The organism is Limisphaera sp. VF-2 (assembly GCF_049537125.1).
GTDB lineage: Bacteria > Verrucomicrobiota > Verrucomicrobiia > Limisphaerales > Limisphaeraceae > Limisphaera.
Genome location: NZ_JBMVQY010000002.1, coordinates 150,655 through 166,468 on the forward strand (window position 1 = coordinate 150,655; position 15,814 = coordinate 166,468).

Consider the following 15,814-nt stretch of genomic DNA (forward strand, 5'->3'; position numbering starts at 1 on the left):
CGAACCCAAATGAACACAGCAGCCATGATCGAAGCACCGACTCCTGAAGTGGCGGCCCGACCGTCGCGTCATAGTTCTGTGTCCTCTCGCCCGGCCGGGGGCGAAGAATCGCCGGTGACCCCGGAGCGACGACCCCTGCCGTGGCCGCGGGTCTTCAGCGACCCGAATGTCAGCCCGTTCGATCAGATCGAATGGGAGCGCCGGACGGCAGAGATCGCCGACGATTCGGGCAAGGTCATTTTCAAGCAGGAGAACGTGGAGGTGCCCAAGAGTTGGTCGCATCTGGCCACGAAGGTGGTGGTGTCGAAGTACTTTTACGGCGAGATGGGCACCCCCGAACGGGAGACCTCGGTGCGCCAATTGATTCACCGTGTCTGCCGGACCATCGCGGACTGGGGCATCAAGGACGGGTACTTCACGCCCGAAGACGGCGAGGTGTTCTACAACGAGCTGGTCTGGCTGTGCCTGAACCAGTACGGGTCGTTCAACTCGCCGGTGTGGTTCAACGTCGGTTTGTACCATCAGTACGGCATCGGCACGCGGTCGGCCCCGGGCAATTGGTACTACAACCCCAGGACCGGCCAGGCGGAACGGGCGCGGACCCAGTACGAATATCCGCAGTGCAGCGCCTGTTTCATTCAGTCCGTGGAGGACAACATGGAGTCGATCATGCGGTTGGCCTATTCGGAGGCAATGCTGTTCAAGTTCGGCTCCGGCACCGGCACGGACCTGTCGCCCATCCGGTCCAGCAAAGAGAAGCTCAGCGGAGGGGGCCGGCCGAGCGGTCCGCTCAGTTTCCTGAAGGTGTACGATCAGGTGGCCAACGTGGTCAAAAGCGGGGGCAAAACCCGCCGGGCGGCCAAGATGAACACCCTGTATGACTGGCACGGGGACATCGAAGAGTTCATCGAAGCCAAGGCCAAGGAGGAGAAGAAGGCTTGGGCGCTGATCGAGCAGGGATACGACGGCAGTTACAACGGCGAGGCCTACGGCAGCGTGATGTATCAGAATGAGAACCTCTCGGTGCGCGCCACGGACGCCTTCATGGAGGCCGCCCTGGCCGGAGGCGAATGGTGGACGCGCGCCGTGACCACGGGCAAGCCGTTGGAGAAAAAAGACGCCGCCAAACTGCTGTGGAAAATCGCCGAGGGCACCTGGATTTGTGGCGATCCGGGGATGCAGTTCGACGGGGCCATCCAGAAGTGGCACACGTGCAAAGGGACCGAGCCGATCTACTCCACCAACCCCTGTTCGGAGTATGTGTTCATCAACAACACCGCCTGCAATCTGGCGTCGTTGAACCTGATGAAGTTCAAGCGGCCGGACGGACGGTTTGACGTGGAGCGGTTTCAGGCGGCCGTGCGCGTGTTCATTACCGCGCAGGACATCATCGTGGACAATGCCAGCTATCCCACCAAGGAGATTGCCGAGAATTCGCACATTTTCCGGACGTTGGGGCTCGGGTATGCGAATTTGGGCTCGTTGATCATGAGTTACGGGTTGCCCTACGACTCGGACGAGGCTCGGGCCCTGGCGGGAGCGATCACCGCGATCATGACGGGTACCGCCTATGAACAATCGGCCCGGCTGGCCAGGGCGCTCGGGCCCTTCCCCGGCCTGCACGATGCCCGATGCGCGCACGTGCCCAAGCCGCTCAAACCGGACAATGTCGAGTCCATGTTCGAGGTCATTCAACTGCACCGCGACGCCGTGGAGCAGATCCAGCCCAGCGCCGAGTTCGCCTATTTGAAGGAGGAAGCCCGCGCCTGTTGGGACCGCGCCCTCCAACTGGGCCGTTGTTACGGTTATCGGAATGCCCAGGTGACGGTCCTGGCCCCCACCGGGACCATCGCCTTCATGATGGACTGTGATACCACCGGGATCGAACCGGACATTGCGCTGGTCAAATACAAACTGCTGGCCGGGGGCGGCATGCTGAAGATTGTCAACCGCACCGTGCCGGAGGCACTGCGCCGGCTGGGGTACAGCCCGGCGGAAATCGAACGCATCGTGGCCCACATCGAAAAGTACGACACCATCGAAGACGTCGAAGAAAACGGCCAGCGCATCGCCAGCGGGCTCAAGCCGGAGCACCTGCCGGTGTTTGATTGCGCGTTCAAACCCGCCCGGGGCCGGCGTGCCATCCACTACATGGCACACCTGAAAATGATGGCTGCCGCCCAGCCCTTCCTCAGCGGTGCCATCTCCAAGACCGTCAACATGCCGCACGACAGCACCATCGAGGAGATCCGCGACGCGTACGTGCAGGCCTGGAAGATGGGCTTGAAATGCGTGGCCATTTACCGGGATGGGTCGAAACGCTCGCAGCCCCTGAGCACGCGCAAGAGTGACGGGGCGGGCAGCGGCGAGGAGGCCAACATCGCCACCCTGCGGCAGCGGATTCAGGAGCTGGAGGCCGAAGTGGAGCGCCTGCGCCAGCAGGTGGGCCAACCGATCCGACGCCGGTTGCCCGAAACCCGCACCGCCATCACGCACAAGTTCGACATTGCCGGCCACGAGGGCTATCTCACGGTGGGCCTTTTCGACGATGGCACGCCGGGCGAGCTGTTCATCACCATGGCCAAGGAGGGTTCCACCATCGGGGGCCTGATGGACGCCATTGGGACGCTGACCAGCCTGGCCTTGCAATACGGCGTGCCCCTGGAGGCGCTGGTCAAGAAGTTCGCGCATCAGCGGTTCGAACCCAGCGGATTCACGAAGAATCCCGAGATTCGCAACGCCTCTTCCATCACGGACTATGTGTTCCGCTGGATGGCGCTGCAGTTCCTGCCCGGCTACCGGGAACAACAGGCGGCCGCGCAACAGCCCGAGCTGGCCATCCCCGGTCTCATCGAGGAGCTGAAGAAGAAGATCAACCGCCCCGTGCCGGAGTTGCCCCGGACCGGGGACGACACGGAGGTGATGCCGGTGGCCGCTGCCGGAGCGGCAGCCTCCGTCGCACAAACCCCGGCACCCGGCGCCCCGGCGGCCGGGCCCCGCTCGCTGAGCGAGGCAGTGGCGCACTTCCAACTCGACGCGCCGACCTGCCCCAACTGCGGCCACGTCACCGTGCGCAACGGCGCCTGCTACAAATGCCTCAACTGCGGGGAGAGCCTGGGCTGCTCGTAATCGCAGCCGGAGCGGTCCGCAGGCTTCCCGCGAAAATCCGTCGTCCCGGCCCGCCTCCTCCAGCAGGAGGCGGGCCGGCGTGTTCTTCGCGGCAACCGCGAACGGGCCGCTTTGTCCGTGGACGGCACCCCTCCCAACGGGATTGGTGGCAACGCAAGGGGAGGCGAGGGGGATCGCCGCCAATGACCGGCTCGGGCGTGGCAGGGGCTGGTTTGCGGCAGAGCCGAATCGACCTCCTGAGCCCAGAGTTTGCGGATTGCGCGGCCGGTGTTCCCGGAGGGCTTGCAGGCACGACCAAGCCCCGGGCCGCGCTTGGCCGTGAGGGCAGGGCTCAAAGTGACGTCCGACCCGCTCCGGAAGCGCCGGCAGGGGGCGGCTGCGTCGGCCTCGGTTCGCGCCAATCCATGGCTTGCGATTGCGTCGGCGTGCGGACCGGATACAGCCCGGGGCAACATCCGTGGTATTCGTGAAACGCCTGGCTGAAGTGACTGAGGCTGTTGTAGCCGACCTCCAGGGCCACTTCGGTCACGTTGTAGCGACCGCTGCGAAGCAATTCGGCGGCCCGCTCCAACCGCAGCTGCCGCAGATATTGGGGAATGGTCCGACCGGTTTGGGCCGAAAAGATGCGGCTCAGGTAAAACGGACTGCAGCCGACGCGTCGCCCCAGCTCTTCCAGGGAAGGCGGCTCGGCCAGGTTTTGTTTCAGGATTTCGATGACCCGATCCACGCGTTCCTGAGCCAGACGCTGTTGGCGCGTGCAGAACAGCTCGGCCTCGGGCGGGGGACGGAAGAGGAAAAGCACCGCCAGCTCCACTGCCTTGCATCGATACCAAATGGGCTGGGCGGCGGCATAGACGGGGGGATGCCGGAGGGTCTCGACCATTTGCCGTTGTTCCACGGTCAGACGGCCCAACGGTCCCAGGGGGTTTTTGACCGGTTGACCCTCGATGACCGCCCGAACCAGGGGATGCAGCACGGATTCCGCCCCGGGCAGATGTTCCCGCAGGAAGCCGGGCGCGAATTCCACCGTCAAAAACTGGTGGCGCTCGCCACCGACACGCCGGGCTTCCAGGGGCTGTTCTCCGCGATGATAGAACGCGACGGTGTCGGGTTCGAACTCGAGGAGAGCCTCGCCCGTTCGCACGTATCCCCGTCCGGCCAGGTTCAGACAGACCTCGATGCTTCCCGGGTGGAAACTGGCCCCCCAATCCAGATCGCGTGCGGTCTGGAAGTCATGCCACTCGATGCTGTAGCCGGAGCCCTTGAAGCTGCCGAAGACCCGTTGCCACCCGTTGCCCAACGGCCGCCAGAACCTGGTTTCGCTAAAAGCGATCGGTCCGGTTCCCGGGGTTTCCGGAGAACCGGCGGAGGCGCCGCTGGCCGTAGGTCTTCCTTTCATGTGTGCTCCACCCGCGGTTTGCAGGATAAAGGTGATCCCCGCCCATTAGTTGTCCAGAAACGGACCCGGTGCAAACCCTCCGCAGGGAGGTTTCCTGCAGGGCCGGGGAGCTCGGGTTGGCAGCCGAAGCGCTTCCGGGGCTTTGGGAAACGCGCGTGGAGCGGTGCGCCCTGCCGCGCCAGCCGTGGCGGAAGCCGGGCCGCAATTCCGTCACCGGCGCCTGCGGCCGGGGGAGGTTTCAACTACGGGCAGCGACTTCAGCGGAGATCTCGCTGATTGCCCTTGGAGGTGGTCGGCTTTCCAGCCCTTCAACCTCTTGCGTGGAAACATGAACCCGCGGGCGAACTGCACGCCTGTAGGTCGGGACAAAAGAGGGACCGGGCGCCGTTTTGCCTGGGTGATTTACGCACTGGAGCTCAATAAAGGCATTTGGCGCCGGCGGGATTGGGTGCGTGCCGGGAACGTCCGGTCGTTCATTCGCCTCGGCGCGCACCTCGCACAGAACGCCGCGGCGACCGGGGATTCGCCATGTGGCCGGTCGGGCTTTTCCCGGGGGGCCGGAGCGAGTCAAAGATCCTGCGTTCGTACCCGCTTTTGGAGGTGTACGCGAGCGCCTGGAAGAATACCATGGGGTGGCGAATGAACGGCAGTTGGATCGCATTGCTCGACGCGTTGATCAGCGAATTGGAGCGCCGGAGATCGCTGGGTGTGCTGTATGTGGGTGTTTCTGCCCGGGCTGCGGCGCTGCTGGAACAATTGGAGTCGTTACCTACCGAGGCGCGGGTCGAATCGCGGGCGCGCCCCGTGACAGCGAGCGGGCCCGCGGCCGTTTCCAAAGAAGCCCCAAACCCGCCGTCGATGGCCGCGGCTACTTCGAGCCGGACCCAAGGTGTCACGGGGACACAGGGGGCGGAGGCCGCTGGGGGGGTGGTGGACGCTGCGGTGGCGCCGCCCGCCAGCAAATTGTCGCCAGAGCTGTTCCCTGGCGCGGCTTCCGTGTCGGGCGTGGCTGCGGGTTTGAGCCGGGAGGCGCGCATCGCCGCCCTGGCCGAACTGCGTCAGCGCGTTTTGCAGTGCGTCAAATGCCCCCATTTGGCGGCCACGCGCAAAAACGTGGTCTTTGGCGTGGGCTCCCCGGAGGCGGAGCTGGTGTTTGTGGGCGAGGCGCCGGGAGTGGACGAAGACGAGCAGGGCGAGCCCTTCGTGGGGGCTGCGGGGCAGTTGCTGACGAAGATCATCCAGGCGATGGGTTTCACGCGTGAGCAGGTGTATATCGCGAACATCCTGAAGTGCCGGCCGGATACCCCGGGTCAGACCAGTGGGAATCGCAAGCCCACGCCCACGGAGATGGCCACCTGTTTTCCCTGGCTGCGCGAGCAGCTGCTGCTCATTCGGCCCAAGGTGATTGTGGCCCTGGGCGCCACGGCCGTGGAGGGGTTGCTGGGCAAAAGCACCGTCGGCATCACCCGGCTGCGCGGGCAATGGCAACAGTGGGAGGGCATTCCCGTGATGCCGACGTATCACCCAGCCTACTTGCTGCGGAACCAATCCCTGGTTGAAAAACGAAAGGTGTGGGAGGACATGCTGCAGGTTCTGGAGCGGCTGGGACGACCCATTACCGAACGCCAGCGGAACTATTTCACACGGGCCGGCACGGAACGGACCTGAATCGGATCGCCCCGGCTGCGGCGGGGTCAGAAGAGGAGACGGTCTTGTTTGGATGCCCCGCAGAGGGGGCGGCCCTTGGCGCCGCCCCGGAATTCGCGCTGTCGGCGTGCGAACGAAGTTTTTTCGCGCAGACGTTGAATTATCCTGTTGACAAATCGGTGCTTAAGCCTAAAGTGGCGGCGACTGACAGAGCACTAGCAGCACAGTCTCGGAGAGCCTATGAAAACAACAGCCACGTGGATTAAAAGCTTCCTGGTCGCCGTTGCCGCCCTGGCCATTGCCGGTAGTGCGTTTGCAGAAACCAAGAATCTCACCGCCAAGGTCACCCGCATCAAAGGGGCTGCTCGTTATTCCACGGATGGGACCACGTGGAAGACGTTGAAGACGGGTCAAACGCTTTCTCCGGGCACGGTCATCCAGACGGCGGCAAACTCCATGGTGGACCTGGTTCTGGGGCCCGAGGACACCATTCGGCTGGCCCCGCAGGTTACGGAGAACATTACGGTCCTGCCGCCGGCAGAGGTCATTTTCCAGCCCATCACCGGGCCCGACACCGTGCGGCTTTATTCGGACACCACGCTGGCGATCGATCGGCTGATCTCGACGGCTACGGGCATGGATGAGGTCCGGGAAACGGTGCTCGACCTGCGTGCGGGCGCGATCTTCGGCAAGGTGAAGCGGATGACGGCGGCTTCCCGGTATGAGGTCAAGATTCCCAATGGCGTGGCCGGCATCCGCGGGACCATCTATCACATCAACGCCCAGGGCGTCGTGAGCGTGCTGGTGGGTACGGTGGTGCTCTCGGTGGTCGGCCAGGACGGTCGGGTCATTACCCAGGTCATCCACGCCGGCTACCAATATGATGTGCGGACCGGGCAGTTGACGCCGCTGCCCGACACGTTGGCGCAGGAGATGTCCACGGCAGCGCAAACCGTGGGCACGGGTGAGATGGCGCCTCCGACGGTTTACACGCAGGATCAAACCACCATCTTCGTGTCGCCCACCACGGGCAGCTCCGGTAGCGGGAGCAGCGGTGGCGGTAGCGGCGGTGGCAATGGCGGCTGATCCTCGTGGCTGAAGTGTCAGTCTCTCCAACGAAGGCCAGGGTAGCAGCAACGGTTGCCCTGGCCTTCGCGCTTTCCAGCGGGTGAGAATCGATTGGCGACATTGCATCGGGCCGGGTTTGGCCGCCCTGGTTTTGGTGGTCGTGGCGGTTCCGCTGCGGCTCCGCTGGGGCCCGTTGGAACGGGTGGAGGCCCTGACCTACGACTGGCGGGTGCGTTGGGCAGCGCGCTTTCCGCCGCCGGCGGTGACCAACCTGGGCTTCGTGGACATCAACGACGAAAGCATCCGGCTTCTCAAAAGCGGTGCGATCGATCCGAGATTCCGATTCGGCCTTTACTGGCCCCGCCACCTCTATGGCCGGGTCCTCCGGGAGTTGCATGCGCAGGGCGCGACTGCCGTTGGGCTGGACATCTTGTTTGCCGATCCCCGGGATGACCATGCGCCGGTCAAGTTGCCGGCCGGACAGGCGGCGGTGAACGACCCCTTTTGGCGGGGGTTGCCCGAGTTTCTGCGTCCTGCGTTGTTCGACGAGGAGGATCGCAAGATGGCGCTCGTCGAATCCGACGCCTTTTTCGCCTGGCAGCTGCATCGCACCGGCATTGGCATCTTGGCCGCGGATCGCGGTGTGCTCCCCTATTCGTTGCTGGCCACCAATGCGGCTGCCATCGGTGACATCTCGGCCGAGAAGGACATGGACGGCGTGCTCCGTCGGGCGCGCGCCTTTCAAATGTACCGGGTTTGGCACCCGCTGTTTCAGAAGGCCGCCGACCAGTTCGGCGTGGATCTTCAGCAGGCACGGATCGAAGCAGATCGGATTGTGCTGAGGCTCCCTGACGGCACCGAGCTGCCGCCCATTTCCCTGGATCGGGAGGGCCGCTTTTCCTTGTCCGATCTGGTGGGCGATACCCTGCCGGCGGGCTGGCCGGAGCGGGCCCGGCCTTTCGAGGAACGCCGGGTGTGGCATATGGGGATCGTGTTGGCGGCCCGGGCCCTGCAACTGGACCTGGAGACCGCCGAAGTGGATTTGAAGGGTGGTCGGATCGTTTTGCGGGGACCCGGTGTGACGCGAGTGATTCCGGTGGACCAGCAGGGCTTTTTTCTCATCGACTGGACCATTCAACCGAATCAACCCGGGCTGGTGGCCCGCAACTTCATCGAGGTTCTGGGTCAGGATCTGGCGCGGGAAGCAGGAGAGCCGATGGACCAGCCCGGGTTGTGGAAGGGCCGGTTGGTGGTCATCGGTTCCACGGCCACCGGCAATGACCTGACCGATTTGGGTGCCACCCCGCTGGCGCGCGAGACCTTCCTGCTGAGCAAACACTGGAATGTGGCGCACTCGATCCTCACCGGCCGGTTCGTACAGCGGAGCGGTTTTGGGGTGGATCTCTTGGTGTTGGCCGGCGCGGTGGCGGTGGCCGCGGCAATCACCCTGTTGGGGCGGCCGCCGTGGTCGCCCCTGGGGGTGCTTGGTGGCGGGCTGCTGTACACCGCGGCGGTGACGTGGGCCTATCAGGAGCACCGGCTCTGGCTTCCCTTGGTGGCCCCGGTGGCGGGCGGGCTGGGGCTGACCCATGGCGTATTGCTGGCGTACCAGGCCCTGTTCGAACAACGCGAAAAGCGGCGGGTGAAATCCGTCTTCAGTCGGATTGTTTCTCCGGATGTGGTGCAGGAGCTGCTCCGGGCGCGCGAATTGTCCCTGGGCGGCCAGCGTCGCGAGGTCACCGTGTTCTTTGCGGACATCCGCGGGTTTACGGAGCTGACCGACCGCGCGCAGGCCGAGGCCGAGGCACTGGTTCGGGAGCGCGGGTGGTCCGGTCCTGAAGCGGAAGCCTGCTACGCCGAGTGCGCCCGCGAGACGTTGACCACCGTCAACGAATACCTGGCCTGTGTGGCCGACGTGATCAAGCGCCACCAGGGTACGCTCGACAAGTACATTGGCGATTGCGTGATGGCGTTCTGGGGGGCGCCGACGGCCCGCAAGGACCACGCCGCCGCGTGCGTGCGGGCGGCGATCGACGCGCAGCGCGCCGTGCGTGCGTTGAACGAACGTCGAGAGGCGGAGAACCGCATCCGTGAGATGGAGAATGAAAGACGGCGCCAAACCGGTTTGCCGCCCCGGCCGCATCTGCCCCCCTTGCATCTGGGAACCGGCATCCACACCGGCGTGGTAACGGTGGGACTGATGGGATCGGATCAGCACCTGCTCAATTACACCGTGTTCGGTCGGGAGGTGAATCTGGCCAGCCGGTTGGAGAACATTTCCGGGCAGGGACGCATTCTCATCAGTCAGGTGACCTACGAACATCTGCTTCGACACGACCCGGCGCTGGCGCGGCGGTGTCGGCCCCTGCCTCCGGTTACGGTCAAAGGCATTCGGGAGCCGATCGCCGTGTACGAAGTCCTGTGGCAGGATGGTGACGATGAGGCTCTGTCAGCGGCGAAGTTGGACTCTCCACCGCCGGGACAGCGGCCCCGGGCGGCGTAGCAAGAACTCCAAGGGCTCCACGGGTGGGAAAGCTGTCCGATTCGAACGGGCCACTTCCTGATTCCGGAGGTGCCGGAAAGTCTTCAACGCGTCAGGCTACCGGGGGACCACACTCGTCGAATGGAGGCCTTTCATGTGCGCGCCGCCCATGGCAGGGCTTTTCCCTCCGCTCGCTGCGGGTTATGAAGTAAGACCGGTTACGGGGCGAGGCTGAGCCTGCGAGCGTAACGCGGCCGTGGGCGCAGGCATGCGATCGCCCCTCGGGTTCCGGTCGCCTTGGGCACTTTGTCCCCCGCCGTTTCCGGGCTCACCGCGACCGGGGACCGGCGGCCCTGGGCACTGAAACCACGACCGGGGCGCCATGCAACCGCATCAACCTTCCGCGGGCCTTCGCTCCACGATTTCAATCGCCGCACGGTTCTTTGCGATCCGATCCGCCGGAAGATAACCCCGCCAGTTGACGCAGGGATAAACCACGGCGCGACGCCCGAGGATACTGCCCGGATTCAGCACGGCCTGACAACCGACTTCGGCGAAGTCCCCCACCAGCGCTCCCAGTTTGCGCAGGCCGGTGTCGATGCGTTCTCCCTCCACCTCGACCCAGATGGTGCCCGGCAGCGAGCGGAAGTTGGACAGGATGACCCCGGCGCCCAGATGGGCGCGGTGACCCAGAATGGAGTCGCCCACGTAGTTGAAATGCGGCACCTGGGCCCCGTTGAAAAGAATACAGTGCTTCAGTTCGCAGGCATTGCCCACCACGCAGTTGTCGCCAATGAGGACATGTTCCCGAATGTAGGCGTTGTGTCGGATGCGGCAATTGCGGCCAATGATGGCCGGGCCTTTGATCATCGCACCGTCCTCCACCAGCGTACCCTCGCCGATGTACACCTTGTCCCCGATGTAGGCGACGCCGTCGCATCGGTTCTTCAGGATCGGCTGGACCCGGGCCTCGATGTACTCCGCCAGCTGCCGCAAGGCGTCCCAGGGATACACCAGGTCACGAAACAGATCTCGATGCTCCGTCTGGCTCAAGTCGAAGAGGTCTTCCGCTCGCAACATGGCGCCCAAGGTAGGCCAAGCCGGGGTTCCGGCAACGCCAATTTGGCTCGGGGCGGTTTCGTCACCGTTCCTTTGGACTCGGGTTCGAACGCGGCTGGCGGTTCCGGCATGCAACCGGTCCGTGCGCTTCGCCCTGGGGCCAGGCCGTCCGAAAACCGCGGGCGGCCGGAGGCCCGCCCGGGCATTCTCTCCGACGTCCGGAGGGGCCGGCATCCGACGGGCGGTGTTTTTGGAAAAGAACACTTGACATGTTACTGCGTATAATTAAACGGGTCTCATGACACAGAAGCTTTCCCGCCGCGCCTTCATGCAATCGGCCGTTTTGGCCACGGTGGCGGCCCCGTGGCTGACAGCGGCCGCGGGGACGGATGGTTCCGGCTCGCAGGGCAGCGATGCATCCAAGGGGAATGTGGAGGAGCGGCTGCCTCAGGGGCGAATCGGTTCCTGCTCGTTCAGCCGGCTGATGTTGGGGGGCAACCTGCTCTCGGGCCACGCGCACGCGCGGGACCTGGCGTATGTACGGGACTTGATGCGGGCCTACCATACCGAAGCCAAGATCCGTCAGACGCTGGAACTGGCCGAGAGTCACGGCATCGACACCCTGAATTCGTGGGTCATGGATGACAACCGGCCGTTGTTCGACCACTGGAGGAACGGGGGCCGGATGAAGTGGATTGCGCAGGTCCGCTTCGGGGGAGCGGACGGATTCGACCAGGTACGGCGCGCCGTGGCGGAGGGAGCGACGGCGGTTCACGTTACGGGGGATGCGGCAGAGCAGATGCTGTACCGGGAGCAATTCGACCGGGTCGGGGAGATGGTGGAGTTTATTCGGGCGCAGCGGTGCCCGGCCGGTATCGGGGCCCATGATTTGAAGGTGGTGATGGAAAGCGAACGGCGCGGGTTCCAACCCGATTTCTACGTGAAGACCCTGCACACGCACGACTATTTCAGTGCGCCCCGCGGTGGTGAAACCGAGGCGGTGGGACGCGCCGACAACTATTGGTGCCTGGATCCGGAAGCCGTGGTGAAGTTCATGGCCGGAGTCCGAAAGCCCTGGATCGCGTTCAAGATCCTTGCGGCCGGGGCGATCCATCCCCGCAACGCCTTCCCGTATGCATTTCAAAGCGGGGCGGATTTCATCCTGGTGGGGATGTTCGACTGGCAGATCCCGGAAAACGCTGCGTTGGCCCGGCGCGTCTTGCGAACCGTCCTCGCACCCAACCACAAGCGGACTCGTCCGTGGTGCGCCTGACGCTCCGCAGGGGCCGGCGGAGATCCCTGCGGGCCTTCCCGAATGAGTCGTTCTACCTGCGCAGCGCAGGTGCCTAAGGGCAGGGCCGGCTCCCGCTCGTCGGAACCGCCGGGTCCGTGAAGTGGGTGCGCTCCGACTTGAAAGCTCGCCGTGGGAATCGTTGCGGATCCTTCGCGCAGCGGAAACAGCGGCCTAAATGACAAAATCCATCAGCTCGCCCCGCTGCCGACGCAATTCGCGCGCCCGGTCGCACAGGGCCGCAATGCTCCATTGCTGCAGGGCGTGCAAAAGCGCCGATTGCGCCTGCGCCCACACCTCGTGCAGGACTTCATCGCTGGCTTCCCGGTTTCCCGGAGACGTGTTCCTGCCGGTGTTGGTGGCCCCCGGAACTTCGAGATACTCGACCACCTCGCGGACACTGATCGCGTGGGCGGGCCGGGCCAGTCGATAGCCGCCGGTCACACCGCGCCGACTTTCGACGAACCCGCCGCTGCGGAGGTCATTGAGGATCTGCTCCAAGAAGCGTTTGGGGATTCGCTGGCGCTCCGCAATGGCCTGGATGCGCAGCAAAGCGCCATCCGGCGCTTCGGCCAGCGCCATCAGGGCCCGCAACGCGTATTCACAGCGAACGGAAAGCTTCACGGAACCCGATGGAACGCGTTTCCACGGCTTGTCGTCAAGCCCGGCGTCGGATCGGGCCACCGGCCGCAGGTGAACCGTTCCCACCGTTGCGCCGGATTGCGGCGCCGGGATGCGGGTTCGAGTCGACCGGAACCCACCGCCAGACTCCCATGCGAGGGGAGGAGTCCCGTGGCTGCCGGCCCGTCATTCCTCGTCGAACTTGTCCTGGGTCGAAGGGCGCACCTCTTGGACGGTTTTGGGCAGCGGCTTGCCGTAGTAGGGGGAGTGCAGGTTGAAATAGATGCCACAAAGCGGGCGGTCCGTGTCGGAGACGCTCAGAATCACCGTCACATACTTGTCCAGCGCCACGCCGTGCCGCATGCCGGGGCCGCGGTTTTCGTAGGCCTGGATCGCCCGCGCCATCAAAGAGCGCAGCGACCGCTCGAAATCCGGCGTGGGCCGTTCCAGACACACCACGCAGCGGTCGTAGGCCCGAATCGCGGCTTCCATTTCAGGTTTGAAATCGTCCGGCGTCACATCCGCCAGATTAAACTGGAACCGGCGAAACTCAAGTGGCACCCCGAACCACCCGAGCGGGATCGTTCGCACGGTTTTCCGCTGCGACGGTCGGTTCGCTTTGTCCAGGCGTGGTAGCAGGTTTGTCGGGAACGCCCGGGATTCCGACGGTTTTCCGGGGCGTTTGCGCGGAATTCGGAAGGGCCCGAGGCTGTGGCTCGGGCTGCTGCGGATCCGCGATGATGCGAGCAGGGGTGTGGCGGGTCCTGTTTGGAGCCGAGCCCCCTCGGGTCCCGATGGAAACGGGCTGGCGCGCCGGTCTGCGCGGGCGCAGAAGCAAGCGGGGGCGAAACCTGTCAGTCGCCCGTACCGGGGTCCGCACCTTCCACCGGAATGGGTCGCACGGTTGAGGCCCGGGGACCGAAGAGCACCGTGCCGAGCCGGACCATGGTGGCACCTTCCTCCACGGCCACTTCGAAATCCTGGCTCATCCCCATGCTGAGGTGCGGGAGGGGCGCTCCGAGTCGATCCTCGCAAGCATCTTTGAGTTCCCGGAGTTTGCGAAACCACGGGCGCACCCGTTCAGGGTCGGGAGACCAGGGCGGTACGGTCATCAGGCCCTGGATCTCGAGGCGGGGCAACGCGTTCAGGGCACTGAGTTCTTCCAACAGACGGTCGGGCGAATAACCAGATTTGCTGGCTTCGCCGGCCACGTTCACCTCCAGGAGCACGGGCAGGCGCCGCCCGGCCTGTTCGGCCCGCCGCTGGATTTCCTCCGCCAATCGCAAGCTGTCCACGCTTTGAATCATTTCGAACAGGGCCACGGCGTCCCGCACCTTGTTGGTCTGGAGGTGGCCGATCAGGTGCCAGTGGATCGAGGAGGGGCAGTGGGGAATCTTGGCCTTCGCCTCCTGGACGCGGTTTTCGCCAAAGACACGCAAACCGCAGACGGCTGCGGCCCGCACGACCTCCGGCGGATGCGTTTTCGTGACCGCGACGATGGTGATCTGTGCGGGATCGCGTCCGGCGCGCGCGCAGGCGGCCCGGATTCGTTCGTTCACCGCAGCCAGGTTCGCAGCGATGCGTTCGGTCCAGTCCACGCCTGCATCGTATCGGGAGTTGGGGCCACTCGAAAGGCTGGAAGCGCGCGGCGTTTGGGTCAAAGAGACCCTGGGGCCGGCAACGTCTCGGGGCAGAGCCGACGGCCGGGCGGCGTCCAGGGCCTTGTCGCATGGCGGGGCGTGTAGCGGGACGGCGATGCCGAGAAAGCCGGTCTTTCCAAAGCCTCACGCCCGGGGCGGTAGTGTGCTCTCGTTCTGAGCTCCCGGGTGATCTTGTGATTCGGAGGCTTCGATTGCTGAAGCGTGCAGCCCGTCGAGCGCCTGGCAGAGGTCGGGGAAAAACGGCTCCCCGTGCCAGAGGAACCCGCCCCACCGTGGAGCGCGGGCCGTGCGGACGTCGGAGGACGTGTCTTGGTTGCCGCGCCCGGGCCGCACGGCCCGAGGGGTGTTCGCGGGGCTCGAGGCGACGGCCCGGGCGTGCTGCGAGGGTTGCCCCGGACTGGAGCGGATGTTACGGTTGGCGCGAGCCATGTGAACCAGGGCTCGTGGCGGGAGACCGGCCATGCACATTCCGGACAACTTTTTGGATGCGAAAACCGTGGGCGTCACTTCGGCCCTGGCAGCCGGGGCGGTCGCCCTGGCCCTGCGCGAGGCGCGACGCCAGCTCTCCCCTGCGGGCGTCCCGCTCCTGGGCCTGAGTGCGGCGTTCGTGTTTGCGGCGCAGATGGTGAATTTTCCCGTGCTGGGCGGGACCTCCGGACATTTGGCGGGGGGAACCCTGGTGGCGGTCCTGTTGGGGCCGGCGGCCGCGGTGGTGGTGCTGACCACGGTGCTGGTGGTGCAATGCGTGTTGTTTGCGGATGGCGGGGTCACAGCCCTGGGGGCGAACATTTTGAATTTGGGCGTCGTGGGGGCGGTGAGCGGATGGGTGGTGTACCGTGGCGTGAGTCGTTGGATGCGCGGCATGGCGGGTCGGGTGGCCGGTGTGGCTTTCGGGGCGTGGTGTTCCATTGTATTGGCAGCGGTGGCATGCTCACTGGAGCTGGCCTGGTCGCGCACGGTGGCCCTTTCCGTGGCGCTCCCCGCGATGGTGGGGATTCACGCGGTGATCGGGCTGGCGGAGGGGTTGATCAGTGCCCTGGTGTATCGCGCGGTGATGCAGGTGCGCCCCGACCTGGGAGAAGGGACCGTGTTCACGGGCGTGGGGCGAAGGGCCGAGCCGGTGTGGGCCTGGGGATTGGGCGTGAGTTTGGTTTTGGCAGTGTTGCTGGCGCCGTGGGCGTCGAGTTGGCCGGACGGGCTGGAGCGGGTGGCCGAGAGGTTCGGATTTGCGGAGCGGGCCACGACGGCGGCCTGGGCGCCGATCCCGGATTACGAGCTGCCCGGCATTCCGTGGTCCGCATTGGCCGTGGGGATGGCCGGCTTGGTGGGGACCGCCGTGGTGTTCGGGCTGGCCATGTGGCTGGGTCGGACTCTCGCGCGGACCGAGAGTCGCCGGGCTGGCGGGCAAAAGCCGCCCGAGGCGTCGCCGCTCGTGTGACCCGACCCTGCGGACGGGA

The 15,814-nt window shown here is 65.2% G+C and carries 11 protein-coding genes; 6 read left to right on the forward strand and 5 right to left on the reverse strand.

The features are described 5' to 3' along the window. Positions 1 to 24: 24 nt before the first annotated feature. The gene (locus tag ACPDIT_RS08035) at positions 25 to 3,129 is read left to right on the forward strand and encodes a vitamin B12-dependent ribonucleotide reductase (RefSeq protein WP_423442682.1); all 3,105 of its coding nucleotides are present in this window, start codon (positions 25 to 27) and stop codon (positions 3,127 to 3,129) included. 331 nt (positions 3,130 to 3,460) lie between these two features. Here ACPDIT_RS08035 and ACPDIT_RS08040 read toward each other — a convergent pair whose 3' ends face one another. Then, complete coding sequence (locus ACPDIT_RS08040; RefSeq protein ID WP_423442683.1) at positions 3,461 to 4,528, reverse strand: helix-turn-helix transcriptional regulator; 1,068 nt, start codon at positions 4,526 to 4,528, stop codon at positions 3,461 to 3,463. A 639-nt stretch (positions 4,529 to 5,167) separates the two neighbouring features. Here ACPDIT_RS08040 and ACPDIT_RS08045 point away from each other — a divergent pair. From ACPDIT_RS08045 to ACPDIT_RS08055, 3 genes are all read left to right on the forward strand, one after another. Next, positions 5,168 to 6,196, forward strand: a complete 1,029-nt coding sequence (locus ACPDIT_RS08045; RefSeq protein WP_423442684.1) for a uracil-DNA glycosylase — start codon at positions 5,168 to 5,170, stop codon at positions 6,194 to 6,196. Positions 6,197 to 6,415: 219 nt separating this feature from the next. Next, the gene (locus tag ACPDIT_RS08050; protein ID WP_423442685.1) at positions 6,416 to 7,261 is read left to right on the forward strand and encodes a FecR domain-containing protein; all 846 of its coding nucleotides are present in this window, start codon (positions 6,416 to 6,418) and stop codon (positions 7,259 to 7,261) included. 82 nt (positions 7,262 to 7,343) lie between these two features. Then, positions 7,344 to 9,746 carry a CHASE2 domain-containing protein gene (locus ACPDIT_RS08055; RefSeq protein ID WP_423442686.1) on the forward strand — a complete coding sequence of 801 codons (2,403 nt, stop codon included), beginning with the start codon at positions 7,344 to 7,346 and terminating at the stop codon, positions 9,744 to 9,746. Positions 9,747 to 10,118: 372 nt separating this feature from the next. Here ACPDIT_RS08055 and ACPDIT_RS08060 read toward each other — a convergent pair whose 3' ends face one another. Continuing rightward, positions 10,119 to 10,805 (reverse strand): UDP-N-acetylglucosamine diphosphorylase, encoded by a 687-nt coding sequence (locus tag ACPDIT_RS08060; RefSeq protein WP_423442687.1) that lies wholly within the window; start codon positions 10,803 to 10,805, stop codon positions 10,119 to 10,121. 277 nt (positions 10,806 to 11,082) lie between these two features. Between ACPDIT_RS08060 and ACPDIT_RS08065 the strand changes: the two genes are divergently transcribed. Further along, positions 11,083 to 12,057 carry a hypothetical protein gene (locus tag ACPDIT_RS08065; protein WP_423442688.1) on the forward strand — a complete coding sequence of 325 codons (975 nt, stop codon included), beginning with the start codon at positions 11,083 to 11,085 and terminating at the stop codon, positions 12,055 to 12,057. A gap of 192 nt (positions 12,058 to 12,249) precedes the next feature. Here the strand turns inward: ACPDIT_RS08065 and ACPDIT_RS08070 are convergent, their stop codons facing one another. The 3 genes from ACPDIT_RS08070 to ACPDIT_RS08080 all read right to left on the reverse strand — a co-directional run bounded on the left by ACPDIT_RS08070 (position 12,250) and on the right by ACPDIT_RS08080 (position 14,294). Next, positions 12,250 to 12,699, reverse strand: coding sequence for an RrF2 family transcriptional regulator (locus ACPDIT_RS08070; RefSeq protein WP_423442689.1), 450 nt, complete (start codon positions 12,697 to 12,699; stop codon positions 12,250 to 12,252). A 183-nt stretch (positions 12,700 to 12,882) separates the two neighbouring features. Further along, positions 12,883 to 13,287 (reverse strand): hypothetical protein, encoded by a 405-nt coding sequence (locus tag ACPDIT_RS08075; protein ID WP_423442690.1) that lies wholly within the window; start codon positions 13,285 to 13,287, stop codon positions 12,883 to 12,885. Positions 13,288 to 13,550: 263 nt separating this feature from the next. Next, a complete protein-coding gene (locus tag ACPDIT_RS08080) occupies positions 13,551 to 14,294 on the reverse strand; it encodes a YggS family pyridoxal phosphate-dependent enzyme (RefSeq protein ID WP_423442691.1) in 744 nt (247 codons plus the stop codon). A gap of 523 nt (positions 14,295 to 14,817) precedes the next feature. On the opposite strand from ACPDIT_RS08080, the gene ACPDIT_RS08085 reads away from it, so the two are divergent. Next, positions 14,818 to 15,795 carry an energy-coupling factor ABC transporter permease gene (locus tag ACPDIT_RS08085; RefSeq protein ID WP_423442692.1) on the forward strand — a complete coding sequence of 326 codons (978 nt, stop codon included), beginning with the start codon at positions 14,818 to 14,820 and terminating at the stop codon, positions 15,793 to 15,795. Positions 15,796 to 15,814 lie beyond the last annotated feature (19 nt).

What these genes read in the sequence shown, in the direction of transcription:
- ACPDIT_RS08035 (WP_423442682.1), top strand. Translation starts at nt 25, where the DNA reads ATGATCGAAGCACCGACTCCTGAAGTGGCGGCCCGACCGTCGCGTCAT.
- ACPDIT_RS08040 (WP_423442683.1), bottom strand. Translation starts at nt 4,528, where the DNA reads ATGAAAGGAAGACCTACGGCCAGCGGCGCCTCCGCCGGTTCTCCGGAA.
- ACPDIT_RS08045 (WP_423442684.1), top strand. Translation starts at nt 5,168, where the DNA reads ATGAACGGCAGTTGGATCGCATTGCTCGACGCGTTGATCAGCGAATTG.
- ACPDIT_RS08050 (WP_423442685.1), top strand. Translation starts at nt 6,416, where the DNA reads ATGAAAACAACAGCCACGTGGATTAAAAGCTTCCTGGTCGCCGTTGCC.
- ACPDIT_RS08060 (WP_423442687.1), bottom strand. Translation starts at nt 10,805, where the DNA reads ATGTTGCGAGCGGAAGACCTCTTCGACTTGAGCCAGACGGAGCATCGA.
- ACPDIT_RS08065 (WP_423442688.1), top strand. Translation starts at nt 11,083, where the DNA reads ATGACACAGAAGCTTTCCCGCCGCGCCTTCATGCAATCGGCCGTTTTG.
- ACPDIT_RS08085 (WP_423442692.1), top strand. Translation starts at nt 14,818, where the DNA reads ATGCACATTCCGGACAACTTTTTGGATGCGAAAACCGTGGGCGTCACT.